The organism is Streptomyces sp. NPDC086554 (assembly GCF_040686095.1).
Taxonomy (GTDB): Bacteria; Actinomycetota; Actinomycetes; order Streptomycetales; family Streptomycetaceae; genus Streptomyces.
The window spans coordinates 47849-70494 of record NZ_JBFBJK010000037.1 but is presented as its reverse complement, the minus strand read 5'-3'; the positions used below and the strand labels follow the sequence as shown (position 1 = coordinate 70494).

Here is a 22646-nt window from a genome sequence, read left to right as displayed (position 1 = left end):
TTTGACCCCCCGGGTTTCCCCGCCTTTTTGTGCGTTCCGTTTATTGGGGCGGGGCAACCCGGTTCGGAAGATCCTTGGTCAGAACTCTCTGTTACGCCTCGGGGGCGAGGGAGGCAGGAGCCGATGTTCTCTGGCCTGGGCCGATTCGTGGTCCGACGCCCGTGGTGGATCATCCTGGCGTGGGTGGTGGTGGCCGGGGCCGTGATCTCTCTGGCGCCGAAACTCACCTCCAGCAGCGACGAGGCGAGCTTCCTGCCGGACCACTACGAATCCATCCGCGCCGCCGACGTGCAGGAGCAGGAGTTCCCCGAGCAGCGACACGTCGGCGCGGTCATCGTCTTCCAGCGCTCGGACGGCGGGAAGCTGACGGCGGGCGACTCCGCGGACGTCGCCCGCATCTCCAAGGACCTGCAGGCGCAGAAGATCCCCGAGGTGCAGGCGGTCGTGCCCGGCGCGGTCTCGCCGAACAAGCTCGTACAGACCTCCGTCGTCGCGATGCCGAAGCTCACCGACCCCGAGGACACGGCACAGCAGGACGCGGTCGACGACCTGCGCTCCGACCTCAAGACGGAACTGAAGGGCACGGACCTGTCGGCCGGCATCACCGGCTCAGCCGCCCAGGCCCTGGACGAGCGCGACGCGTCGGAGAAGGCCGGGCTGCTCGTCGGTGCCGGCACGATCGTCATCATCATCGTGCTGCTCCTGGTGATCTTCCGGAGCCCGATCATCGCGCTGCTTCCGGTGGTCCTCATCGGCCTCATCTCGCCGATGGCGACGGGCCTGATCGCGTCCGCCAACAAGGCCTTCGACATGAAGGCGGACTCCTCCATCCAGGAACTCCTGACCGTCGTCCTGTTCGGCGTGGGCACGGACTACATCCTCTTCCTGCTCTTCCGCTACCGGGAAGCGCTGCGGGCGGGCGAGGATCCCAAGGGCGGCATGGTGCATGCCGTCGAGCGGGTCGGTGAGGCGATCACTTCGGCGGCGGGCGCCGTCGTCGTCGCGTTCGCAGCGCTGACGCTGTCGTCCCTGGGCATGCTGCGCTCGATGGGCCCGGCGCTTGCCATCGCCGTGTTCGTGACGCTGCTCGCCGGACTCACCCTCGTCCCGGCCGTGGTGTCGCTCCTTGGCACGAAGGTCTTCTGGCCGTCGAAGTCGTGGCAGCGGGAGCCGCAGGGCACGGGGTTCGCGCGGCTCGGCGCGTCCATCGCCCGCAAACCCGCTGTCTGGGCCCTGGTGTCGGCGGTGTTCATGGGCGCACTGACACTCGGTGCCCTCGGCTACAGGGCCAACTTCGACCTGGCGGGCTCCTCACTCCCCAAGGACAAGGAGTCGATGGTCGCCCTGAAGAACCTCCAGAAGGGCTTCCCCGCGGGCACCACCGACCCCACCTTCGTCTACCTCACCGCCATGGACGACGGCCCGCTGCCCGCGGCGCGGGCGGCCGCCTTCCGCGGCCAACTGGCCGATGTCCAGGGCGTGGGCGAAGTCTCGGCACCGCGCACGAGCACAGACGGCACGACGGCCTCGTACTCCGTGATCCTCTCCGATCCACCGGCCTCCGACGCGGCCCTCGAGACGGTCAAGGACCGCCTGCGCCCTACCGCCCACGACGACGCACCGGCGGGCACCGAAGCTCTGGTGGGCGGCACGACGGCGGTGTACGTCGACATCAACAAGGCGGTGGACCGCGACTACTCGGTGGTCTTCCCGGTGGCGGCCCTGGCCATCATGGTCATCCTCGGCCTGCTCCTGCGCAGCCTCGTGGCGCCCTGGTACCTGATGCTGTCCGTGGCACTCGGCTTCGGCGCGACCCTGGGCGCGACGTCACTGCTCTTCCAACAGATCGGCAGCCAGCCGGGGTTGATGTTCATGCTGCCGGTGATCATGTATCTCTTCGTGGTGGCGCTGGGCACGGACTACAACATCCTGATGGTGTCGCGCCTGCGCGAGGAGGCCCGCGAGGGCCGCACCCCGCACGACGCGGCGGGCACGGCGGTGCGCCACTCGGGCCCGACGATCGGGTCGGCGGGCGTGATCCTCGCGGGTACGTTCGCGACCCTGATGCTCGCGGGCAACTCGACCCTGTCCCAGATGGGCTTCTCCCTCTCCTTCGGCATCCTGATCGCCGCGTTCGTCATGGCGATGATCTTCACCCCCGCCCTGACAGCCCTCATCGGCCACGCGGCATGGTGGCCGGGCCACGGGGACGAGACTCCGGCCCAAAGAGAGCCGCCGCCTCTGCGTACGAAGGCAGGCCCTCCGGCAGCGCGTCGCCCCGCGTGACCGCCTGGGCCGTGGTGACGACCGCGTGGAGGGATGCGCGGAAGAGGAGTGAGCCGGTGCTGACTCGGCGTACGCCCAGGTCTGTGAGGTCGTTATAAGTGAGGCGGCCGGGGGCGTAGAGGATGTTGAGGGGCAGGTCGAAGGTGGCGGTCAGGGCCGCGATGGTCTTCTCGTCTTGGAGGGCGGGGACGAACAGGCCGTCGGCGCCCGCCTGTTGGTAGGCGGCGGCCCGGAGCTCGGTCTCCCCCTCTTCCCCGGCGCCCAGCCAGTACGTGTCCGTGCGCGCGTTGACGAAGAGGTCGGGGACCCGCTCCTTGATGGCACGGATCAGGTCGCATTGGGTGGTGGTGTCCGTGAGGGTGCCGTCCGGGCGGCCGTCCTCGATGTTCACGCCGACCACGCCGGCCTTGGCCAGGTCGGCCGCGAGCTGTGCCACGTCGGCCGGGCGCTCGCCGAAGCCGCCCTCGATGTCGACGGTGATCAGCGCGGGCAGCCGGGCCAGGCCGCGGGCCAGGCTCAGGGTCTCCTCGCGCGTGTCGCCCGTGGCGTCCGCCTTTCCGGCGGCGGACGCCACACCGAGGCTGGTGGTGCCGATCGCCGCGAAGCCGCTGTGGGCGAGCGCGGCCGCGGAGGCGTGGTCCCAGGCGTTGGGCAGCAGCAGGGGGCGTCCTGTCCGGTGCAGGGCGCGGAACTGGGCGGATCGGTCTGCGTACGTCATGGGTGGACGGTAATGCCCCTCGCCTCAGGTGGCCTCAAGATTCTTTCGGCGTAATGTCGAGAACGGGTTGTCGGCTCCGACGTCCCCTGTGAAAGTCGCCCACAAGGGGCGGCACCCCACAGCCGAGGAGCGACATCATGAAGTACCTGGTGATGGTTCAGGGCACGCAGGCCGACTACGAAGCGCAGAGCGGCAAGGCGACCGCGACAAGCCCGGGCTGGAGCGAGAAGGACCTGCAGGCGATGTTCGCCTTCATGGGCGCGCTCAATGACGATCTGGCCGAGTCCGGCGAGATGGTCGACGGGCAGGGCCTGGCAGAGCCCGCGCAGACCCGCCTGGTCGACGTGGACAAGGACGGCCGCCCGGTCATCACGGACGGTCCCTACGGCGAGACGAAAGAGGTGCTCGCCGGGTACTGGGTCCTGGACTGCGAGAGCCTCGACCGGGTCACGGAGATCGCCAACCGAATCCAGACCTGCCCGATTCCCCAGGGCGCGCCGCACTACCCCGTGGTGATCCGCCCCATCATGGGCGGCCCCGACGACGCGTGCTGAACGGCACATCCGACACCGAGGACCTGCTGCGCCTGCACGCGCCGCAGGTCCTCGGCGCGCTCGTACGCCGCAACGGCCACTTCACCGAGGCCGAGGACGCGGTGCAGGAGGCGCTGCTCGCCGCGGCACGGCAGTGGCCCGACGAGGGTGTGCCGGACAACCCGCGCGGCTGGCTGATCCGGGTCGCGTCGCGGCGGCTCATGGACCAGCTGCGCGCCGACGAGGCCCGGCGTCGGCGCGAGGAGGCGGACGCACAGCTCACCCCGCGGGACGCGTTCAGCACGCCCGCGCCCGGCGAGAGCCGTGCGCCTTCCGGGGACGACACCCTCACCCTGCTCTTCCTCTGCTGCCACCCCGGTCTGAGCCCGGCCGCACAGGTCGCGCTGACGCTGCGCGCCGTCGGCGGTCTGACCACGGCCGAGATCGCCCGCGCCCATCTGGTGCCGGAGGCGACCATGGCCCAGCGGATCAGCAGGGCCAAGGCGAAGATCAAGGGAGTGCCGTTTCGCCAGCCGGGCCCCGACGACCGGGATCAGCGGCTCGCCGTGGTGCTCCAGGTGCTCTACCTCATCTTCAACGAGGGCTACACCGCGACATCCGGCAGCGCCCTGCACCGCTCCGACCTGGCCCGCGAGGCGATCCGGCTGACCCGGTCCGTGCGCACCCTGCTGCCGGCGGAGGGCGCGGTGACCGGCCTGCTCGCGCTCATGCTGCTCACCGAGGCCCGCAGCGCGGCCCGTACCGGACCGCACGGCGAACTCGTCCCGCTCGACGAGCAGGACCGCTCCCGCTGGGACCGGCGGGCGATCGCGGAAGGCGCCGCGCTGGTCGAGGAGGCGCTCTCCCAAGGACCGGCGGGCGCCTATCAGCTGCAGGCGGCGATCGCGGCGCTGCACGACGAGGCGGAGCGCGCCGACGACACCGACTGGCCGCAGATCCTCGCCCTCTACGACCTTTTGGTCCGCCGCGCCCCTGAGCCCATGGCCGAACTGGGCCGGGCCGTGGCCGTCGCCATGGTGCACGGGCCGCGGGCCGGGCTCGCCGAAGTCGCCGAACTGGACGACCGGTTGGCGGGCCACCACCGGCTCGACGCCGTGCGCGCCCATCTCCTGGAGAAGGCGGGCGAGACCGAAGCGGCCCGCGCCGCCTACCAGTCGGCGGCCCAGCGCACGCTCAGCATCCCTGAGCGGCACTATCTCCAGACGCGGGCAGCCAGGCTGCTGCCTGCCAAGTCCGGGGAAAATCAGGGGACTTAGGGGGCAACCCCTCAGGCGTCACCCTGAGGGCAACCCTGACCATGTCCCGGCGATCTCCCTGATTCCCGGCTCGTTCGGTTGTGCCTCCGGAGGCTCACGATCACGGTTGTTCATGGACCATCCCGTGATCCAGCTCGTGAGACCAGAACGTTCGTGAGACCGACAGATTCGTGAGACCGGCAGAGGGGACTTCATGCAACCGTCCTTGAGAACGCTCGCCGCAGCGCTGACCGCTGTGCTCGCCGCCGGCGTACTCGCCGGGGCGGCGACGCCGGGCGTGCAGGCGGCGGACGCCGACCCTCCCGGCCGCGGCCCGACGGCGCTGGACGCCATCGACTGGAAGCCCTGCCCCCAGGACGCCGAGGCGGACTGCGGGACCCTGCGGCTGCCCATCGACTGGGCGCGCCCGGCCGGCGAGAAGTTCGATCTCGCCGTGGCCCGCCGCAAGGCGACCGACCCGGATCGCCGGATCGGCGTCCTGATGGTCAACCCTGGCGGGCCGGGCGATTCCGGGGCGGACTTCACCGTGCGGCGCGCCAAGACCCACTTCAGTGCGGAGGTGCAGGAGAAGTTCGACATCGTCGGATTCGACCCGCGCGGGGTCGGCGCCAGCCACCCGGTGAAATGCTCCAAGGAGCTGTTGGACCAGCGCCCCTCCGCCTACCCCCGGGACCAGGCGGAGTTCGGTCAACTCGCCGAATTCAACCGCGCGTTGCGCAAGGACTGCAGACAGCACACGGGCCCGTTATTCGACCATGCCGACACCTTGAGCGTCGTCCGGGACATGGACGCCGCCCGCAGGTCACTGGGCGAGCGGAAGATCAACTACTTCGGTCACTCGTACGGCACGCTGCTCGGCGAGCAGTACGCGGAGGAGTACGGCGACCGGATCCGGACGATGGCGCTCACCGCAAACATGGACCACAGCCTCGGCACCCGCGACTTCCTCGTCACCTCCGCCGCCACCGCGGAGGACTCGTTCCGCCAGTTCGTGAAGTGGTGCGACCGCACCAGCTCCTGCGCACTGCACGGCCGGGATGTCACCGCCGTCTGGGACGACCTGCTCGCCAAGGCGGACCGAGGAGAGATACGCGATCCGGAGAACCCCGACCAGGCTCTCACCGCGAACGCGAACGCGATCACGCTCTTCGCCTTCAAGGCGTTCTACGGCCCCAACCGGGACGGACTGGCCACGTACCTGGCCGAGCTCGACGCACAGGGCGCGAAGGAACTGCGGCGTTCTCAGCAGCCTCCAGCAGAGCCCGCGCAGACAGCCCCGCAGCAGACGGCCGCGGAGCCGTTCCAAGCCGTGTTCTGCCAGGACTGGCGGTTCCGCCCCAAGAGCCACCAGGAGTTCGCCCGCCTGACCGAAGCCGAACTGCGGGCCGCACCGCACCTGCGCGGCTCACCGCGCGTCCACGCGGGTGTGGCCAGTTGCATCGGCTGGCCCGAAGAGGTGAACAACCCCCAGCACCGTCTCCGCATCACCGAAGCACCCAAGATCCTCATGCTGCATTCGATGCACGACCCGGCCAACCACTACGCGTGGGCGACCAACGTGCACCGCCAGACCCGCGGGACGACCGTCCTGCTGCCGTACGAGGGCGACGGACACAGCGTGTACAACCGCAGTGGCTGCACACGCGATGCCGTGGACGACTACCTCACGGAGCGGAAGACACCGAGCCCCGGGAGCAGTTGCGCGCCCGCCGCGGAGAACTGAGCCGGTCATGCGGCCGGCGTGAGGACGAGACCCTCCACTCAGCATGATGCAGGAGAAGACCACGATGATCCCGACGACCACGAAGTTCAGCGTCTCCAGGTTCTTGTCCTCGACGGACTTGGCCAGTCCCGATGCCTTGATCGCGTCGCTCTCGACGGCCTGCATAGAGAGCTTCGCGGTCGCCATGCCGGTGAAGACGAGGAGCGGCATCAGCACTCCGGCCAGCTGATCGGCGCGCCGCCGCATGTAGGCGGGGGCCGCCATGAGCGCGGCGCCCTTCGAGTCGAAGGCGAAGGTGGACAGCACGCCCGCCGCACCGGCCAGGACGGCCGCGCAGCCGGCGAAGCTCCGCACCCAGCCCCGGGGCGTGCGCTCCCCGGCGGCCGCCCTGGTCGCCCGGCGCACCGCGAGGAACGCGGCGCGGGACCGATGGCGAGCAGCGATCCGGCCAGGGCGACGACCGCCGCCTCGCCGACGACCATCCGCTTGATCTGCGCCGGGGTGGCCCCGGTGCTGCGCAGCAGGCTGATCTCATCGCCGCGCCGGCGTACGTTCACCGTCAGCGTGGAGGCGACGGCGAAGAACACCAGGAGGGTGCCGTGCATCGATGTGCCCGTACGACGAAAACGTCCAGTCACTGCCGACCATCCCTTCGCGGCGGACGCTCGCTGCGTCACCTTTCTGAAGTTACGGACAGTGGCGGCCCGGCACATTGGGCGTACGACCCGAGATCGGGGTGGCGGTGGATACGCCCCCCGGAGCCCCCTCGGACACCCCCCGCTCGCCGGCCGGCACGTAACGCAGCTCACAGCGACAGCCGCCCGACCTGGGAACACCCATCGTTGGTTCACCGTTGAACGGTATGTGGGCCCCGATCGCGATTCCCCCGTCCGGTCGGGGTCCACCCTTGTTCCGGGCCGGTTTCCGACCACGCTCTGTTTCACGCCTTCGAGCGCGAATATGCCATCCGCACCGCGTGGCGCGCCCGCGGGCGTCATCATGCGTTCATGAACGGTGCCAAGCCTGTGCAGGTCTTGTTCACGCCCGATGAGTACGCGGCGCTCCTGCGCCATGCGGGCCAACTCGGCCTGCCGGTCGATGAGTTCATACGCCGGGCCGTGACCGTCGATACCGCGGAGCCGCCCCGCCCGAGCGCGGGGAACCGGCGGGGGTCCGCCGCACCGGCGGCCGTCCCGCCGATCCGCCGGGATCGGGTCCCCGGGGGCGCCCCCGCGCTCCAGCGGTTCCTGGACACCTTGGCGACCTCGGCGGAACCCGCCCGCCCGGAGCAGGTTCCGCCGCAGCCGACGGTCCGCAGCTGCTCGGGGCACTGAGCCGCTCTCTCAGGACAGCGCGATCTCCGGGGTGTAGAGCTCCAGCCAGAGCGCGAGGTCCAGGGTGCGCTCGAGGCCATGCCGCGACGCCTGGGTGATCTGCGGCACGTCACGCCCTGCCGCCCGTGCAACGCGCTCCCGGTCCACCAGGTCGAAGACCGGGTGCGCGGGCTCGGCGAGCAGGTCCTTGACGTGCTCCTGGAGGGCGATGGCGTACTTCGGGTCCTGGGTGGAGGGATAGGGGCTCTTCACCCTGTCGTACACGGAACGCGGCAGGACGTCCGCCGTCGCCTCCCGCAGCAGGCTCTTCTCCCTGCCGTCGAAGGACTTCAGGGACCAGGGCGTGTTGTAGACGTACTCGACGAGCCGGTGGTCGCAGAACGGCACCCGTACCTCGAGGCCGACGGCCATGCTCGCGCGGTCCTTGCGGTCGAGCAGGACACGGACGAAGCGGGTCAGGTGCAGATGGCAGATCTTCCGCATCCGGTACTCGAAGTCGCTCTCCCCGTCGAGGCGTTGGACGCCCGCGACCGCCGTGGCATAGCTGTCCTTGACGTACGCGGGAAGGTCGAGGGCGGCGGCCAGGTCCGGGCGCAGTACGTCGCCGTCGTCGCCGAAGTGCTCGGCGAACCGCACCAGCCAGGGGAAGGTGTCGGCCGCGCGGGCCTCTTCGTCGAAGAACTGCAGATAGCCGCCGAAGACTTCGTCCGCCGACTCCCCCGAGAGCGCGACCGTGGAGTGTTCGCGGATGGCGCGGAAGAGGAGGTACAGCGAGGCGTCCATGTCCCCGAATCCCGTGGGCAGATCGCGGGCCCGGATCATCGCGGCCCGGATCTCGGGGTCGGCGAGGGCGTGCGAGTCGAGGACGATGTCGCGGTGCTCGGTGCCTGCCGCCTTCGCGACGTCGTGCACGTAGGGCGTGTCCGGGGTGGCGCGCAGCGCGTCGGCGACGAAGTTCTCGCTCTGGCCGACGAAGTCGACGGCGAAGCTGCGCACGCTCATCCCCGCTTCGGCCAGTTGGCGCGCGGCGAGCGCGGTCATCGCCGAGGAGTCGAGCCCTCCGGAGAGCAGGGTGCAGCGCGGCACGTCCGAGACGAGCTGGCGCCGCACGATGTCCTCCAGGAGCGAGCGCACCTTGGCGATGGACCCCTCGCGACCGTCGGGGTGCGGGCGGGTCTCCAACTGCCAGTAGACGTGGCGGCGGAGGCCGGCGCGGTCGACGGTGACGACCGTGCCGGGTTCGACCTCGTGCATGCCGTCCCACACGGCGTGACCTGGCGTCTTGACGACGGTGAACATCTCCCGCAGGCCGTCGGCACCGACGCGTGCGCGGGCCAGCGGATTGGCGAGGATCGCCTTGGGCTCGGAGCCGAACAGGACGCCGTCGGGGGTCTCGTAGTAGTAGAAGGGCTTGATGCCCATCCGGTCGCGGATCATGACGAGCTTGTCGTGCCGGCCGTCCCACACCGCGAACGCGTACATGCCGCCCAGCCGTTCAGCGACCGCCTCGCCCCACTCCAGATAGCCGCGCAGCACGACTTCCGTGTCGGACTCGGTGGTGAACGGGTGGCCGCGGCCGGTCAGTTCGCGGCGCAGTTCGGTGAAGTTGTACGTCTCCCCCGAGTAGACGAGGGCGACGGTGCCGCGCGGGGTGCGCGCGGTCATGGGCTGGCGCCCGCCGGGCAGATCGATGACGGCGAGCCTGCGGTGCCCGAGTCCGGCGGGTCCCTCGATCCAGGTGCCGCGGTCGTCGGGGCCGCGGCAGGACATCGTCTCCGTCATCGCGTCCAGCGTGTCCGCCGCGGTCCGCAGATCACGGTCGAAGGAGACCCAGCCAGTGATGCCACACATGCGCTACCTCCTGCTTCGCGCTGCCTGTGAGCCACACCCGACAAACTAGGTGTAGACAGCAGCTATATGGCAAGAGTGTGCCCTCCGACTGCGTACGGTCAATGCGCCGACGCTCCGGAACGAAACATTCCGGCCATGGGCAAAGACTTCCCCAACAGCGGCTTCAGCGGCCCGGGTCGACGGCCGGGGCAGCGCCCTTGAGCAGCGCCGCAGCCTCGCCACGGGCGTGGCCGATGGCGTCGGGAAAGATATGCAGGCCGTGCGCGACCAGGCCGCCCTCGTGCAGCAGCATGAGCGCCCGGCCGAGCCTGGCCGCCCGGCGTGGGGCGAGTTCGCGGGCCAGGTCGGTGAACAGGGCGAGCATCCAGGCCTTCTGGCCGGTGATGACCTGATATGCGGGGTGCGCGGGGTCGCTGATCTCGGCGTGCGCGTTGACCATGCTGCACCCCTTGCCGCTGTTCACATCCGCCCAGTCGCGCGAGGCGTCGAAGACGGCCAGGATCCTGGCCCGCGGGGTGGTCGCGGCCTCGACGTACGGGGCGAGGAAAGCCCGCCAGCGCTCGTCGCGGGCCGCCAGATACTCGACGACGATCTGCTCCTTGGAGCCGAACCGGTCGTACAGCGTCTTCTTGGTGATGCCCGCCTCGGCGGCGATGAGGTCCACCCCGACCGTGTGGATGCCGCGTTCGTAGAACAGCCGGCTCGCGGCGTCCAGCGCACGGCGGGCGCCGGGCGTCATGACGATCCTGCGCGGTGCGCCATCGACGCCGGCACCGGCCTTCACACTCTCACCCATGCCCCCATACTAAACCGATCTGTATACTCAGGGAGCGAGTAGACCTGGAGCTCCGGCTTCATCGGGGCCAAGCTGGGCGCGGGCAGCGCGTCCGCCGTGACGGTCCTGATGTGGAGATTCCTGCCGCTGGCCCTGGTGCTCGCGGTCGTCGCCCTCACCGTGGCCCGGGCCTCCTGGCGCGGATTCACCGCGCGCGACGCCGTGCGGCAGGCGGCCGTCGGCGCGCTGTCGCAGAGCGGCTATCTGCTCACGGTGTACTACGCGATCCAGCTCGGCGTCTCCAGCGGCACGACCGCCCTGATCGACGGCACCCAGCCGCTGGTGGCGGGCGCGCTGGCCGGTCCGCTGCTCGGCCAGTACGTCTCGCGCACCCAGTGGGTGGGCCTGGGGCTCGGCGTGGCCGGGGTCGCCATCGTGACGGCGGCGGACGCGACGGGCGGCACCGATGCGCCCTGGTGGGTCTACCTGGTGCCGTTCCTCGGGATGTTCTCGCTGGTGGCGGCGACCTTCATGGACCGCCGCTCCCCCGACGCGGTCGCTCCCGCGGTCTCGATGACGGTCCACTGCGTCACCAGTGCCGTCGTCTTCACGGCGCTCGCCGTGGGCGCGGGCGCCGCGACGCCGCCCGCGGAGGCGTCGTTCTGGGTGGCGATCAGCTGGCTCGTGACGCTGTCCACGTTCGGCGGATACGGGCTCTACTGGCTGATCCCGCGGCGCTCCGGGGTCACCCAGGTCAACACGCTCATGTTCCTGATGGCGCCGGTCACCGCGCTGTGGGGTGCCCTCATGTTCGGCGAACCCTTCGGCGTACAGACGGTGTTGGGGCTGGCGGTCGGGCTCGCGGCGGTCGCGGTCGTGCACCGGGGGAAGGAAGCGCGCCGGGGGAAGGGCTCGGCGGTGACGGTGGTCTGCCCGCCGCGGGACGATCCGGCTTCCGTGTCGCGGGACGATGCTGCGTCCGCGCCGCCTCAGTCCGCAAGCCGGAAGTCCGCGTAGTCGAAGCCGGGCGACACGACGCAGCTCACCAGGACCGGTTCGTCACCGGCGGGGCGCGCCGACTGCCACACGCCGCCGGGGACCAGGGTCTGCGGGCGCTCGCCGTCCTCTATGCCGGGACCCACCCGTATCGGCTCCGCACCCTCCTTCGGGAGCTCGCCCTCGCCGCCGAGGAGCAGGTCGAGGGGGCCGCCACGGTGCCACAGCCAGAGCTCGTCGGAGCGCACCACGTGCCAGGCGGATTCCTCGCCCGGGCAGAGCAGGAAGTAGATGGCGGTGGCCGCCGCCCGCTCACCGGGGTAGCCGTCGGGCGTGAGGGGGTGGTGCGCCCGCCACGTTTCGACGAACCAGCCGCCCTCAGGATGCCGCTGCATGCCCAACTCGCGGGCCAGGAAGGGGCGTTCACTCGCATCATTCATGCGTACTCTCCGTTCCAGACGTAACGCGGCCGCACGATCGACGATACGCACATGGGGCAGCGCGTGCGCGAGACGCGGAACCGAAGACCACTCCGCGTACGCCGCCCCACACGCACGGCGCCCTCACGGAGGTGTGAGGAAGCCCTGCACGGTGGGCGCGTACCTCTCGGTGATCTCGGCGATCGGCGTGCCGCGCATATGCGGCCCGCGGGCGATCCCGTACATCACTCCCAGACCGAGCAGCGTGCCCACCGCGAGCTCGGCACGCAGGCCCGCGTCCGGTCCATCGAGGCGTTCGCCGAGACGCTGCGCCACCTGCGTACGGAAGTTGGTGCGCAGGATGTCGCCCTGTTCGCCGTGGAGCGGGGCGAAGACGATGCGCAGGATGGGGTCGGCGCCGTGCTCGGCCTGGCCGGTCAGCAGATGGTGGACCATGTGGCGGCCGAGCCCGGCGAGCGGCGCGTCCAGGAGGGCGTCGGCATCGGTCTCGAAGGACATGACGCGGGCGAAGAGCGCGTCCTTGTTGCCGAAGTACTTGAGGATCAACGGCGCGCTCACACCGGCTCGTTCGGCCACGGCCTTGAGCGTGATGTCGGCGTGCGCGTGCCGGGCGAGGAGGTACCGGGCCGCCCGGATGATGGCGGCCCTGGTCCCCTCGGCGTCACGGCGGCCGTGGGCCTCGGGGCAGGCGTCCGATGTCGAAGCGGTCATGGCGTCAGCTTCTCCCTTCCGGGTCCGTCCGCTGCCCGGGGGCCCGGCCGCCCTGCCGTCCGCTCCGGACCGTCCGGTGCCTTGTCCGAGGGTATGGCCAGGGCCACGGCGCAGGCGACGAGCGCGATGCATCCCGCCATCGCGAAGGCCAGTTGATAGCCCGGCAGGGTCGGCACCCGCAGCCCGTCCACGGCGGTGGCGTGCTGGACGAGCACGGCGGCGACCGCGGCACTGCACACGCTCTGCCCGATGGTGCGCATGAGCACGTTCACCCCGCTCGCGGACGCCGTCTGGGTCGGGGGCACGGCCCGCAGGATCAGGGTGGGCAGGGCCGAGTACGCGAAGGTGGTCCCCGTCGAGACCACGGCCGCGCCCAGGACGATCACCCACAGATGGCGGCTGTCCACGATCCGCACGACATAGCCGAGCGCCATGACGGCGGCGCCGATGGCCAGGGTCACGCGGGCGCCGTAGCGGGTGGAGACGCGGGCCGATACGGGTGAGAGGACCAGCATGATCACTCCGTTGGGCAGCAGGCACAGGCCCGTCGCCACGATCGAAAGGCCGAGGCCGTAGCCGCTGGCGACGGGCGCCTGCACCAGCTGGGCGGTGACGAGGGAGTTGGCGTAGAAGGCGAACCCGGCCAGGAGAGCGGCCACATGGGGCAGCGCCACCCGCCGCCCGGATGCCAGGCGGAGGTCGACCAGCGGTTGCTCCGCCCGCCGTTGGTGTCGCCACCACACGGACAGGATGACGACGGCACCGGCGAACAGGCCGGTCACGGGCGCGCTGCCCCACCCCCACTGTCCGCCCTGGGACACGGCGAGCAGCAGACAGACGAGCCCGGCCGCGAGGCCGAGCGCGCCCCAGGTGTCGAAGCGGCCCGGCGAGCGGACCGGCGACTCGGCCACCGTCCACCAGGCGAGGGCGAGGCCGATGGCGCCCAGCGCGCTCGTCGCCCAGAACATGGCGTGCCAGTCCGCGTACTGCACGATCAGCGCGGCGAGCGGCAGGCCGAGCGCCGCCCCGATGCCGACCGTCGAGCTCATCAGGGCGACGGCGGATCCGGTGCGCTCCGGCGGCAGTTCGTCCCGCAGGATGCTGATCGACAGCGGCACGACCGCGGCCGCCGCGCCCTGCAGCGCGCGGGCCGCGATCAGCACCCGGATGTCCGAGGTGAGCGCGCAGAGCACCGAGCCCGCGGTCATCAGGCCGAGCGCGGCGAGGAGCACCCGCCGCTTGCCGTACATGTCGCCGGCCCGGCCGAGCACCGGCGTGAGGACCGCACCGGCCAGGAGCGTGGCGGTGACCAGCCAGGACACCGCGCCCGGTGAACTGCCGGTCAGCCGCGGCAGATCGGGGAGCAGCGGTACGACCACCGTCTGCGTGACCGCCATGAGGATGCCGCCGAAGGCCAGCACGGGAACGGTCAGTCGGGTGCATATGCCCGTGCGTTCTCCGGCGGATATCGGGACAAGCTTCATGATCACTCCAGCTCGGGCGCGAAGTGGTGAGGGAAGTGGGAGGAATGAATGCAGAAGAAGCGAGGTGAATGCGAATTCACCATACCGGGTGAATGGGCTTTCACTACTGGTGAGTTCGGATACGAGATCCAGCCACTCTCGGCTACGCGGCATCAGCGAAGAAGAGCCAACGCCCTTGTGTTCACTGGACTTTGCCCTTCGCCGAAGGTAGCGAGTCAGCCATAATGCCGACCATGCAGAGACTGCGAATGGGCCTTGTCGGCACGGGCCCCTGGGCCTCGTCCACGCATGCTCCCGCTCTCGCCGCGCACCCGGACGTGGAGCTCGGCGGCGTGTGGGGCCGCCGCCCCGACGCGGCGGCGGCGCTCGCATCGGCGCACGCGGTACCGGCGTACGCGGAGGTGGACGAACTCTTCGCCGTGAGCGACGCGGTGGCCTTCGCCGTGCCCCCGGACGTGCAGGCGCCGCTGGCCGCGCGGGCCGCGGCGGCGGGCTGTCATCTGCTCCTGGACAAGCCGGTGGCGACATCGGTGGCCGCGGCGCGCGACCTCGCGGCGGCGGCCGAAGCGGCCGGGGTGGCGTCCGTCGTCTTCTTCACGCTGCGCTTCGCCGCGCCGACGTCGGACTGGGTGACCCGGCAGGCGGCGACCGGCGGCTGGTTCACCGGACGCGCGGAGTGGTACGGCTCGTTCTACGCACCGGACGGGAGCAGCCCGTTCGACTCGCCGTGGCGTGCGCGGCGGGGTGGCCTGTGGGACGTCGGCCCGCACGCCCTGTCGATGCTGGTGCCGTTGCTGGGAGATGTCACCGCGGTTACGTCCGCGGCGGGCCCTGCGGACACCGTCCACCTGATCCTGCGGCATTCCGGCGGGGCATCGAGCACGGCGGCGCTGAGCCTGACGGCGCCCGCCAAGGCGTCCGGGGTGGCCGTGGAACTGCGCGGTGAGGCGGGGACGACGCTGATGCCTTCGGGAGGCGGGCCGCTCGACGCGTTCCGGTCGGCGGTCGACGCGCTCGTGGCGGCCGCGGACTCGGGTCGGCCGCACGCCTGTGACGTGCGGTTCGGGCTGCGGGTTACGGAGATCCTGGCCCGCGCGGAGGAGCAGCTGCCCGCCGGATGAGGGAGCGACTCCCCGCCGGATGAGCAGCCGTCCGGGCCGTGCGAGAACCGCCCGTGGACAACCGCGGGCGGCCGGTACCGTGGCCGCTACGTAATGGCGAGTGACGGCACCGGCCGCAGCCAGTGGACCCAGGGAACCGTTCGGAGAAGTGTCGCGTCGTAGGTCCGGACTGCGACGTTTCCGACCACACGCATCGGAATACGAACAACCGATCCATACTCTTCCCGCTACGGCCCAATGGGCCTAGGGGGTACCCAACGCCGAGGAATTTCAGCCAATTTCAAGCTCCCCGGTCAAGATGCCCCACAGTTGTGTCCGCGTGCCCACCGCCGATCGAACTCGCAGGTCGGTGGTCCCGCGCTGACCATGATGCCGTACGCACTGATCGTTTTTCTTCGGGCAATCTTTACTACCAAAGCTGCTAGGAATATTTAGACTGCTGATGCTCAACTCGGCGTGTACCCAGAGGGATTACCCACCATGAACAAGACGGCGCTGCGCGCTCTGCTCCGCGAACGACGCGCCCTCATCGCCCCCGAATCGCACGGCTTCAGCCGCCCCACGGGCCAGGGGCGGCGCGCCCGCGGCCTCTCGCAGCATCAGGTGGACCAATTGCTGCACCGGACGATCGGCACGTATCACCGCCTGGAGTCGGGCAGTTACCCCAATCCGCCCACCTCCCTGCTCCGGGACGTGGCGCGGCTCTTCGGTCTGAACGAGCAGGAGTGGGTTTCGCTCTGCAGGTACGCGCTGTTGCAGGAGCCGCCGGGGCCGTTGCATCAGTCGTCGGGCAAGGAGGTGCCCGGCATATGGCAGGACGCGGTCGACGGCATCAACCACATGGCCTACGTCACCGACGCGTCCTGGGAGATGCTCGCCTACAACGAGCCGCTCGCCGCCATGTTCCCCGACGGGAACGTGCCGGCCAACACGATGCGGTGGATGGTCCTCGACCCCTATGGACGCGAGGCCCTGATGGACTGGCACACCTCCTGGGCGCCCATGGTCCTGCCGCAGCTGCGCGCCGCGCTCGCCTCCCGCCCCGACGACGAGGTCCTGCGCCAGATAGAGAAGGAGGTGCTCGCGGACCCCGAGACCTCCTCTCTCTACAGCGCAGGGGTCTCCTATCCCCACCCGGACGGCGACGAACGCCCCTTGCTGCACCCGGAGTTCGGCCCCGGGTGGGCGACGATGTGCACGGCACAGCCGTTGACTGCGCCCGGCGCCCGGTTGATGATCCTTGTGTTCCGTCCCGGCCAGCGCCGCTCGCACACCCGTGCGCCCATGCTCCGCGTCCACTGACGGAACGGCATAAAGCTTGGGTCAAAGAGGTTGCGGGAAGACGAGTTCAGCAGGGTGAAGTACGTTGAGCGGCACCCCCCACATCCCCAACCCGCGTGGGAGTCACCTCGTGCCCGCTTATGTCTTTAGACCCCAGACAGTCGTCGGTGATCACAAGGTCACCACCGCCGAGATAACCGACGACATACGCACCCATCACCCCGGGCATCCCCGGCTCGGTGCGTTCCTCCGCGTGATCGGCAACTGCGGTGTCCACACCCGCTACTTCACGCGTCCACTCGACTCCCCCACCGTCAACGGCACCGCCGACGTCGGCGACCGCGCTCGCGCGGCGTTCGGCGACGCGCTGGTCATGGCCGAACGAGCCGCCGTCGCCGCCCTCGACACCGCCGGGCTCGTCGCCGACGACATCGACGCGATCGTCACCACGCACACCACCGGCTGGTCCGTGCCCAACCTCGACATGCACCTCATCGCGCGGCTCGGTCTGCGCCCCACGGTGCGCCGGATCGCCCTGACCACCCTGGCCTGCCCGGGCGGCACCCAGTCCCTGATGCGCGCCGCCGACCTGATCGCCGCACGGCCCGGCAGCAAGGTGCTCGTGGTGGCCGCCGAAGTGATCTCCAGTGTCTACCACCACGACGACACCGGCATCGAGGCGATGATCTACAAAGCACTGTTCGGCGACTCCGCCGCCGCGACCGTCGTCAGCGACGTACCGCTCGGTCCGGGGATCGCCATCGACGACTCCTTCGAGTACGTCCTGCCGGACAGCCTCGACCGGCAGCGCGGCCGGATCTCCCCGCTCGGCTTCCACTTCGACTCCACCAAGAAGGCGCTGACCGCCGCCGACGACGTACTCCCCCAACTCATGGAGTGGGTCGGCCCGCAGAGCATGGACTTCGCAGTCATCCACCCGGGAAGCCTGCGCATCATCGCCGACACCGCCACCGCCCTCGGCCTCACCTCCCACGACGCCCGGCACTCCACCGACACCCTCGCCGACGAGGGCAACCTCGGCGGCGTCAGCATCCTGCGCGTTCTGGAGAGAACGCACACCGACCCGCCCGCCGACGGCGCCCGCGGCGTCACCGTCGCCTTCGGTCCCGGCTTCGCCACCGCCGCGCTGCGCTGCCACTGGCACGCACAGTCATGAGCTCCCGCACCGCTCGGCCGTGCACTTGAACCCCGTAAATCGGTTGCTGCGCCCCGCCCTTGCTGCTGAGGTGGCCGCATGGATCATGCAGAGGTGCTCTCGGCGTACGACCAACAAATCAGACGTGACGCGCGGAGCGACAGCCCCGGCGCCCGGGTCGAACGCGTCGGGGCCGTCGTCCGCCAGACGGGCGCGGAGTACGACTGGAACGGCGTCCACTGGGCGGACGTCGACGCGGCGACCGCGGACGCCGTCATCGCCGAGCAGGTGCGGTACTACACCTCGCTCGGGCGCGAGTTCGAGTGGAAGCTGCACTCCCACGACCGCCCCGCCGACCTCGCCGACCGGCTGCGGGCGGCCGGCTTCGTGCCCGAGCCGCCGGAGACGGTGCTGGTCGCCGAGGCCGCGGAACTGCCCATGGAGCCCGAACTCCCCGAGGGCGTAAGGCTGATGGCGGTGACGGACGCGGCCGGCGTACGGCTGATGGCGGACGCCCACGAGGTGGCGTTCGGCGAGGACGGCTCGGGGCTGAGCGAACGGCTCAGCAAGCGGGTCCTGACCCAGCTCACCGAGACGCCGGACACCATCGTCGCCGTCGTCGCCATGGCGGGCGGCGAGCCGGTGAGCTCGGCCCGGATGGAGTTTTACCCCGGCACCGACTTCGCAGGGCTGTGGGGCGGCGGCACCGCACCGCAGTGGCGCGGCAAGGGCATCTACCGTGCGCTGGTCGCGCACCGGGCCCGCATCGCCGCCGAGCGCGGATGCCGCTACCTCCAGGTGGACGCGTCCGACGACAGCCGCCCGATCCTCCAGCGCCTGGGCTTCGTACCGCTGAGCGTCACGACGCCGTACGTGTACACGCCCTAGCAAGAAAAACGCCCTTGCCGCATCAAAGGCGACAAGGGCGGAATTTTTACGTGCAGCGTCACTTAACGGATCGGCATCCCCGACAACGTACGCGCGATCACCAGGCGCTGGATCTCGCTCGTGCCCTCGAAGATCGTGTAGATCGCGGCGTCGCGGTGCATGCGCTCCACCGGGTACTCGCGGGTGAAGCCGTTGCCGCCGAGGATCTGGACCGCCTGCGCGGTGACCTTCTTGGCGACCTCGCTCGCGTACAGCTTGGACATGGAGCCCTCGGCCGACTCGAACTTCTTGCCCGTGCTCGCCATCCACGAGGCACGCCAGACGAGCAGACGCGCTGCGTCGATCTGCGTACGCATGTCGGCGAGCTGGAAGGCGATGCCCTGGTTGTCGATGATCGGGCGACCGAACTGCGTACGCGTCTTGGCGTACTCCAGGGCCTCCTCGTACGCGGCACGCGCCGTGCCCACGGCCATGGCGCCGACAGCGGGGCGCGAGGCCTCGAAGGTGGCCATCGCGGCGTTCTTCACGCGCTCGCCGCCGGTCTTGGCGCGCTCCCGGGCGCGGGCCAGGCGCTCGTCGAGCTTCTCCTTGCCGCCGAGCAGGCAGTGGCCGGGGACGCGGACGTCCTCCAGGACGACCTCGGCGGTGTGCGATGCGCGGATGCCGTGCTTCTTGAACTTCTGGCCCTGGGAGAGGCCGGGGGTGTTCGGCGGGACGATGAACGAGGCGTGGCCCTTGGAGCCGAGCTCGGCGTCCACGACCGCGACGACGACGTGGACGTTGGCTATGCCGCCGTTGGTCGCCCAGGTCTTGGTGCCGTTGAGGACCCACTCGTCCTTGGCCGCGTCGTAGACGGCGCGGGTGCGCATCGCCGCCACGTCCGAGCCCGCGTCGGGCTCGGAGGAGCAGAAAGCGGCCACCTTGACGTCGTTCACGTCGCCGTACATCTGCGGGATCCAGGTCCCGATCTGCTCCTCGGTGCCGTTGGCGAGGACGCCGACGGCGGCCAGGCCCGTGCCCATGATGGACAGGCCGATGCCCGCGTCGCCCCAGAAGATCTCCTCGGTCGCCATCGGGATGCCGAGGCCCGTGGGGTCGAAGAACTGCTGGGCGTAGAAGTCCAGGGAGTAGATCCCGAGCTTCGACGCCTCCTGAATGATGGGCCAGGGCGTCTCCTCGCGCTCGTCCCACTCGGCAGCCGCGGGGCGCATCACATCAGCGGCGAAACCGTGGAGCCAGTCCCGGACCTCCTTCTGTTCGTCGTTGAGCTCCATGGTGAACTCGGCCATGACCCCTCCAGGACCTGCGATCAAGACAAGCGTTACTTGCGGTAACGGGAGTCTGTTACCGGCCGGTAGCCGATGTCAACTCCCGGCCGCCCGTTCGATGGGCGCATCCTGCGGGGTGTTACGTTGCGCGTGCGTCACGCAATCGCACGGGCGGGGAGAGAAACGCTATGGAGACCACCACACCGCAGACCGAGCAGCAGCGGTCTGCCGAGCGCCGGCGGCGCGAGTTGCTGGAGGCCGCCGACCGGGTGGTGCTGCGCGACGGTCCCGGTGCCTCGATGAACGCCATCGCCGCCGAGGCGGGCATCACCAAGCCGATCCTGTACCGCCACTTCGGCGACAAGGGCGGCCTGTACGCCGCGCTCGCCAAGCGGCACACCGACGCGCTCCTCGGCTCGCTGCGGGCCGCCCTTGACGCCCCTGCCGAGCGCAGGGAGCGGGTCGAGCAGACGCTTGACACCTACCTGGCGGCGATCGAGGCCCGCCCTCAGGTGTACCGGTTCCTGATGCACCCGTCGGACGGCGCCACCTCCGGCGAGCAGGGCTTCGACGTGGGTCTGCACTCCGCTCCCCTGCTGCGCCGCATGGGCGAGGAGCTCGCGCAGGTCATCGAGGAGCGGGTCGACCTCGGCCCCGGCAGCGCGCAGCTCGCCCGCGTGTGGGGGCACGGCATCGTCGGCATGATGCACGCCGCCGGCGACTGGTGGCTCGGCGAAAGGCCGTGCTCGCGCGCCGAGTTGGTCAGCAGCCTGGCCGATCTGCTGTGGGGCAGGCTCGCGGCGGCGGGCAACCGCGTCGGCGGCCCCGGCTTCTGAGCGGGCCCCGGGGCGGGGTTCAGCCGCTCCAGGACGCCTTGGCGGCGGCCCGCAGCACCCTGCGCCGCCGCCAGCCGGTGACGTGGTCGGTGTAGACGCCGCCCTCCAGGTGATCGCACTCGTGCTGCAGGCAGCGCGCGAACCAGCCGGTGCCGTGCACCCGCACCGGCTCCCCGAGCCTGTCGACGCCCTCCACCACGGCGTGGTCGAAGCGCGGCGTGCTCGCCTCGAGACCCGGCAGCGAAAGACAGCCCTCGGGCCCGCGCACACTGACGCCGTCCGCCTCGACCAGGCGCGGATTCACCACGTACCCGAGATGGCGCACGTCCTCGTCGTCCGGGCAGTCGTACACGAAGACCCGCTGATTCACGCCGATCTGGTTGGCGGCGAGGCCCACGCCCTGGGCGGCGTACATCGTGGCGTACATGTCCTCGATGAGCCGGGCCAGTTCGGGGCCGAATTCGGTGACCTCCGCGCACCGGTTGTGCAGCACGGGGTCACCGAGCAGGGTCAGGGGTCGTACGCGCCCTGAGGCGCCCGGGATCGAGCCGTGTCGCATGGCGGCAAGGGTACGGTCCTTGGAGAGCCCCGGGCCGGGGTGGTGCCGCGGTTCGGGCTTGCGAGTGGATCTCGATAGGCTGAGGTCCATCGCGTTGCCGGGGGCAGACGCGGCGCCGTACGCAAGGAGGATCCAGAACTGATGGCAGGCAACACGGACCCGCTGTCGCCGCGGGCCAAGCTGGCCGTGACGGCAGGCAAGGCCGCCGCGGCGGTGTCGCGCGCGGCGGGCCGCGGCAGCGGATCGGTGATCGGCGGCCGCGTGTCACTCAAACTCGACCCCGACCTGCTCGGGCGTCTTGCCACGCACCTGGACGTGGTGCTCGTCTCTGCCACGAACGGCAAGACGACCACGACCCGGCTCCTCGCGGAGGCGCTGCGCGCCGCCGGACCCGTGGTGTCGAACGCGCTGGGCGCGAACATGCCGGCCGGTATCACCTCGGCCCTCGCGGGCGGCTCGGACGCCAAGTTCGGCGTGATCGAGGTCGACGAGAAGTACCTCGCCGGTGTCGCCCGTGACGTGGAGCCGAAGGCGATCGCGCTGCTCAACCTCTCGCGCGACCAGCTGGACCGCGCCGCCGAGACGCGCATGATGGCCGAGAACTGGCGCGAGGGCCTAGCGGGCTCCAAGGCGGTCGTGATCGCCAACGCGGACGACCCGCTGGTCGTCTGGGCCGCGTCCTCCTCGCCGAACGTGGTGTGGGTGGCCGCAGGACAGGAGTGGAAGGACGACGCCTGGTCCTGCCCCTCCTGCGGTGGCGTGATGCAGCGCCCCGGCGACGACTGGTTCTGCGGCGAGTGCGGCTTCCGCCGCCCCGCGCCCAGCTGGGTGCTCTCCGGCGACCACGTCCTGGACCCGCACGGTTCGGCCTGGCCGATCCATCTGCAGCTGCCGGGCCGGGCGAACAAGGCCAACGCGACCACGTCGGCCGCCGTCGCCGCCGTCTTCGGCGTGCCGCCGCAGGTCGCCCTGGAGCGGATGTACCAGGTGCAGGCCGTCGCGGGACGCTATGACGTCGTGCAGTTCCAGGGCCGCGATCTGCGTCTGCTGCTCGCGAAGAACCCGGCCGGCTGGCTCGAAACGTTTTCTCTGATCGACCCGCCGCCGACCCCCGTGGTGCTCTCCGTCAACGCCCGCGGCGCCGACGGCACCGACACCTCCTGGCTGTGGGACGTCGACTACACGCGCCTGGCAGGACACCCGATCTTCGTGCTCGGCGACCGCAAGCTGGACCTCGCCGTGCGTCTTGAGGTCGCGGGCCTTGACTTCCGGGTCTGCGAGACCCTCGACGAGGCCGTGCAGCTCGCGCCGCCAGGACGAATCGAGACGATCGCGAACTACACCGCGTTCCAGGACCTGCGCCGCCGCGTCGGCAACTGACCCCACCGGACCCTCTAGACCCTCGTAGG

At 70.5% G+C, this 22646-nt stretch carries 19 protein-coding genes and 2 pseudogenes; 12 read left to right on the top strand and 9 right to left on the bottom strand.

Annotated features, from left to right (window positions below):
- Positions 1 to 123: 123 nt before the first annotated feature.
- Entirely contained in the window at positions 124 to 2286 is a 2163-nt protein-coding gene (locus AB0O76_RS39760; RefSeq protein ID WP_365501865.1) for an MMPL family transporter, read from the top strand.
- Here the strand turns inward: AB0O76_RS39760 and AB0O76_RS39755 are convergent.
- Positions 2174 to 3004 carry an isocitrate lyase/phosphoenolpyruvate mutase family protein gene (locus AB0O76_RS39755; RefSeq protein WP_365501863.1) on the bottom strand — a complete coding sequence of 277 codons (831 nt, stop codon included), beginning with the start codon at positions 3002 to 3004 and terminating at the stop codon, positions 2174 to 2176. The genes AB0O76_RS39760 and AB0O76_RS39755 overlap by 113 nt on opposite strands.
- A gap of 137 nt (positions 3005 to 3141) precedes the next feature.
- Between AB0O76_RS39755 and AB0O76_RS39750 the strand changes: the two genes are divergently transcribed.
- The 3 genes from AB0O76_RS39750 (at position 3142) to AB0O76_RS39740 (ending at position 6537) form a co-directional block, all read left to right on the top strand.
- Entirely contained in the window at positions 3142 to 3558 is a 417-nt protein-coding gene (locus AB0O76_RS39750; protein WP_365501861.1) for a YciI family protein, read from the top strand.
- Positions 3552 to 4814, top strand: a complete 1263-nt coding sequence (locus tag AB0O76_RS39745) for a sigma-70 family RNA polymerase sigma factor (protein WP_365501859.1) — start codon at positions 3552 to 3554, stop codon at positions 4812 to 4814. The genes AB0O76_RS39750 and AB0O76_RS39745 overlap by 7 nt, the downstream gene beginning before the upstream one ends.
- A gap of 193 nt (positions 4815 to 5007) precedes the next feature.
- The gene (locus AB0O76_RS39740) at positions 5008 to 6537 is read left to right on the top strand and encodes an alpha/beta fold hydrolase (RefSeq protein WP_365501857.1); all 1530 of its coding nucleotides are present in this window, start codon (positions 5008 to 5010) and stop codon (positions 6535 to 6537) included.
- Between the two features lie 39 nt (positions 6538 to 6576).
- Here the strand turns inward: AB0O76_RS39740 and AB0O76_RS39735 are convergent.
- Positions 6577 to 7139: pseudogene (locus tag AB0O76_RS39735) on the bottom strand (FtsX-like permease family protein); the annotation flags it as partial.
- 405 nt (positions 7140 to 7544) lie between these two features.
- On the opposite strand from AB0O76_RS39735, the gene AB0O76_RS39730 reads away from it, so the two are divergent.
- Complete coding sequence (locus AB0O76_RS39730; protein WP_365501855.1) at positions 7545 to 7871, top strand: hypothetical protein; 327 nt, start codon at positions 7545 to 7547, stop codon at positions 7869 to 7871.
- A gap of 9 nt (positions 7872 to 7880) precedes the next feature.
- Here AB0O76_RS39730 and asnB read toward each other — a convergent pair whose 3' ends face one another.
- Together asnB and AB0O76_RS39720 are read right to left on the bottom strand one after the other, a co-directional pair.
- Positions 7881 to 9722 (bottom strand): asparagine synthase (glutamine-hydrolyzing), encoded by a 1842-nt coding sequence (gene asnB / locus AB0O76_RS39725; RefSeq protein ID WP_365501853.1) that lies wholly within the window; start codon positions 9720 to 9722, stop codon positions 7881 to 7883.
- Positions 9723 to 9885: 163 nt separating this feature from the next.
- Positions 9886 to 10518, bottom strand: a complete 633-nt coding sequence (locus AB0O76_RS39720) for a TetR/AcrR family transcriptional regulator (RefSeq protein ID WP_365501851.1) — start codon at positions 10516 to 10518, stop codon at positions 9886 to 9888.
- Between the two features lie 45 nt (positions 10519 to 10563).
- On the opposite strand from AB0O76_RS39720, the pseudogene AB0O76_RS39715 reads away from it, so the two are divergent.
- Positions 10564 to 11514 (top strand): annotated as a pseudogene (locus AB0O76_RS39715) (DMT family transporter); the annotation flags it as partial.
- Here the strand turns inward: AB0O76_RS39715 and AB0O76_RS39710 are convergent.
- From AB0O76_RS39710 to AB0O76_RS39700, 3 genes are all read right to left on the bottom strand, one after another.
- Complete coding sequence (locus tag AB0O76_RS39710) at positions 11487 to 11933, bottom strand: cupin domain-containing protein (RefSeq protein ID WP_365501849.1); 447 nt, start codon at positions 11931 to 11933, stop codon at positions 11487 to 11489. The pseudogene AB0O76_RS39715 and the gene AB0O76_RS39710 sit on opposite strands and share 28 nt — an antisense overlap.
- A gap of 123 nt (positions 11934 to 12056) precedes the next feature.
- The gene (locus tag AB0O76_RS39705) at positions 12057 to 12644 is read right to left on the bottom strand and encodes a TetR family transcriptional regulator (RefSeq protein ID WP_365501847.1); all 588 of its coding nucleotides are present in this window, start codon (positions 12642 to 12644) and stop codon (positions 12057 to 12059) included.
- Entirely contained in the window at positions 12641 to 14128 is a 1488-nt protein-coding gene (locus AB0O76_RS39700; RefSeq protein ID WP_365501845.1) for an MFS transporter, read from the bottom strand. The genes AB0O76_RS39705 and AB0O76_RS39700 overlap by 4 nt, the downstream gene beginning before the upstream one ends.
- A gap of 233 nt (positions 14129 to 14361) precedes the next feature.
- On the opposite strand from AB0O76_RS39700, the gene AB0O76_RS39695 reads away from it, so the two are divergent.
- From AB0O76_RS39695 to AB0O76_RS39680, 4 genes are all read left to right on the top strand, one after another.
- A complete protein-coding gene (locus AB0O76_RS39695) occupies positions 14362 to 15249 on the top strand; it encodes a Gfo/Idh/MocA family oxidoreductase (RefSeq protein WP_365501843.1) in 888 nt (295 codons plus the stop codon).
- Positions 15250 to 15729: 480 nt separating this feature from the next.
- On the top strand, positions 15730 to 16551 hold the full coding sequence (locus tag AB0O76_RS39690) for a helix-turn-helix domain-containing protein (RefSeq protein WP_365501841.1): 822 nt from the start codon (positions 15730 to 15732) through the stop codon (positions 16549 to 16551).
- A gap of 109 nt (positions 16552 to 16660) precedes the next feature.
- A complete protein-coding gene (locus AB0O76_RS39685; protein WP_365501839.1) occupies positions 16661 to 17707 on the top strand; it encodes a 3-oxoacyl-[acyl-carrier-protein] synthase III C-terminal domain-containing protein in 1047 nt (348 codons plus the stop codon).
- A 78-nt stretch (positions 17708 to 17785) separates the two neighbouring features.
- On the top strand, positions 17786 to 18574 hold the full coding sequence (locus tag AB0O76_RS39680; RefSeq protein WP_365501837.1) for a GNAT family N-acetyltransferase: 789 nt from the start codon (positions 17786 to 17788) through the stop codon (positions 18572 to 18574).
- 62 nt (positions 18575 to 18636) lie between these two features.
- Here AB0O76_RS39680 and AB0O76_RS39675 read toward each other — a convergent pair whose 3' ends face one another.
- A complete protein-coding gene (locus tag AB0O76_RS39675) occupies positions 18637 to 19863 on the bottom strand; it encodes an acyl-CoA dehydrogenase family protein (RefSeq protein WP_365501835.1) in 1227 nt (408 codons plus the stop codon).
- A 167-nt stretch (positions 19864 to 20030) separates the two neighbouring features.
- Here AB0O76_RS39675 and AB0O76_RS39670 point away from each other — a divergent pair, with 167 nt between their 5' ends.
- On the top strand, positions 20031 to 20678 hold the full coding sequence (locus AB0O76_RS39670) for a TetR family transcriptional regulator (protein WP_365501833.1): 648 nt from the start codon (positions 20031 to 20033) through the stop codon (positions 20676 to 20678).
- 19 nt (positions 20679 to 20697) lie between these two features.
- Here AB0O76_RS39670 and def read toward each other — a convergent pair whose 3' ends face one another.
- Positions 20698 to 21237 (bottom strand): peptide deformylase, encoded by a 540-nt coding sequence (gene def, locus AB0O76_RS39665; protein WP_365501831.1) that lies wholly within the window; start codon positions 21235 to 21237, stop codon positions 20698 to 20700.
- 141 nt (positions 21238 to 21378) lie between these two features.
- On the opposite strand from def, the gene AB0O76_RS39660 reads away from it, so the two are divergent.
- On the top strand, positions 21379 to 22617 hold the full coding sequence (locus AB0O76_RS39660; protein WP_365501829.1) for a MurT ligase domain-containing protein: 1239 nt from the start codon (positions 21379 to 21381) through the stop codon (positions 22615 to 22617).
- The last annotated feature ends 29 nt before the right edge of the window (positions 22618 to 22646 follow it).

Excerpts from the sequence above, each read along its gene's own strand:
- AB0O76_RS39695 (WP_365501843.1), top strand. The coding sequence starts at position 14,362 with ATGCAGAGACTGCGAATGGGCCTTGTCGGCACGGGCCCCTGGGCCTCG.
- def (WP_365501831.1), bottom strand. The coding sequence starts at position 21,237 with ATGCGACACGGCTCGATCCCGGGCGCCTCAGGGCGCGTACGACCCCTG.
- asnB (WP_365501853.1), bottom strand. The coding sequence starts at position 9,722 with ATGTGTGGCATCACTGGCTGGGTCTCCTTCGACCGTGATCTGCGGACC.
- AB0O76_RS39700 (WP_365501845.1), bottom strand. The coding sequence starts at position 14,128 with ATGAAGCTTGTCCCGATATCCGCCGGAGAACGCACGGGCATATGCACC.
- AB0O76_RS39730 (WP_365501855.1), top strand. The coding sequence starts at position 7,545 with ATGAACGGTGCCAAGCCTGTGCAGGTCTTGTTCACGCCCGATGAGTAC.
- AB0O76_RS39675 (WP_365501835.1), bottom strand. The coding sequence starts at position 19,863 with ATGGCCGAGTTCACCATGGAGCTCAACGACGAACAGAAGGAGGTCCGG.
- AB0O76_RS39755 (WP_365501863.1), bottom strand. The coding sequence starts at position 3,004 with ATGACGTACGCAGACCGATCCGCCCAGTTCCGCGCCCTGCACCGGACA.
- AB0O76_RS39670 (WP_365501833.1), top strand. The coding sequence starts at position 20,031 with ATGGAGACCACCACACCGCAGACCGAGCAGCAGCGGTCTGCCGAGCGC.
- AB0O76_RS39710 (WP_365501849.1), bottom strand. The coding sequence starts at position 11,933 with ATGAATGATGCGAGTGAACGCCCCTTCCTGGCCCGCGAGTTGGGCATG.
- AB0O76_RS39740 (WP_365501857.1), top strand. The coding sequence starts at position 5,008 with ATGCAACCGTCCTTGAGAACGCTCGCCGCAGCGCTGACCGCTGTGCTC.
- AB0O76_RS39750 (WP_365501861.1), top strand. The coding sequence starts at position 3,142 with ATGAAGTACCTGGTGATGGTTCAGGGCACGCAGGCCGACTACGAAGCG.
- AB0O76_RS39705 (WP_365501847.1), bottom strand. The coding sequence starts at position 12,644 with ATGACCGCTTCGACATCGGACGCCTGCCCCGAGGCCCACGGCCGCCGT.
- AB0O76_RS39720 (WP_365501851.1), bottom strand. The coding sequence starts at position 10,518 with ATGGGTGAGAGTGTGAAGGCCGGTGCCGGCGTCGATGGCGCACCGCGC.
- AB0O76_RS39660 (WP_365501829.1), top strand. The coding sequence starts at position 21,379 with ATGGCAGGCAACACGGACCCGCTGTCGCCGCGGGCCAAGCTGGCCGTG.
- AB0O76_RS39680 (WP_365501837.1), top strand. The coding sequence starts at position 17,786 with ATGGATCATGCAGAGGTGCTCTCGGCGTACGACCAACAAATCAGACGT.
- AB0O76_RS39760 (WP_365501865.1), top strand. The coding sequence starts at position 124 with ATGTTCTCTGGCCTGGGCCGATTCGTGGTCCGACGCCCGTGGTGGATC.
- AB0O76_RS39690 (WP_365501841.1), top strand. The coding sequence starts at position 15,730 with ATGAACAAGACGGCGCTGCGCGCTCTGCTCCGCGAACGACGCGCCCTC.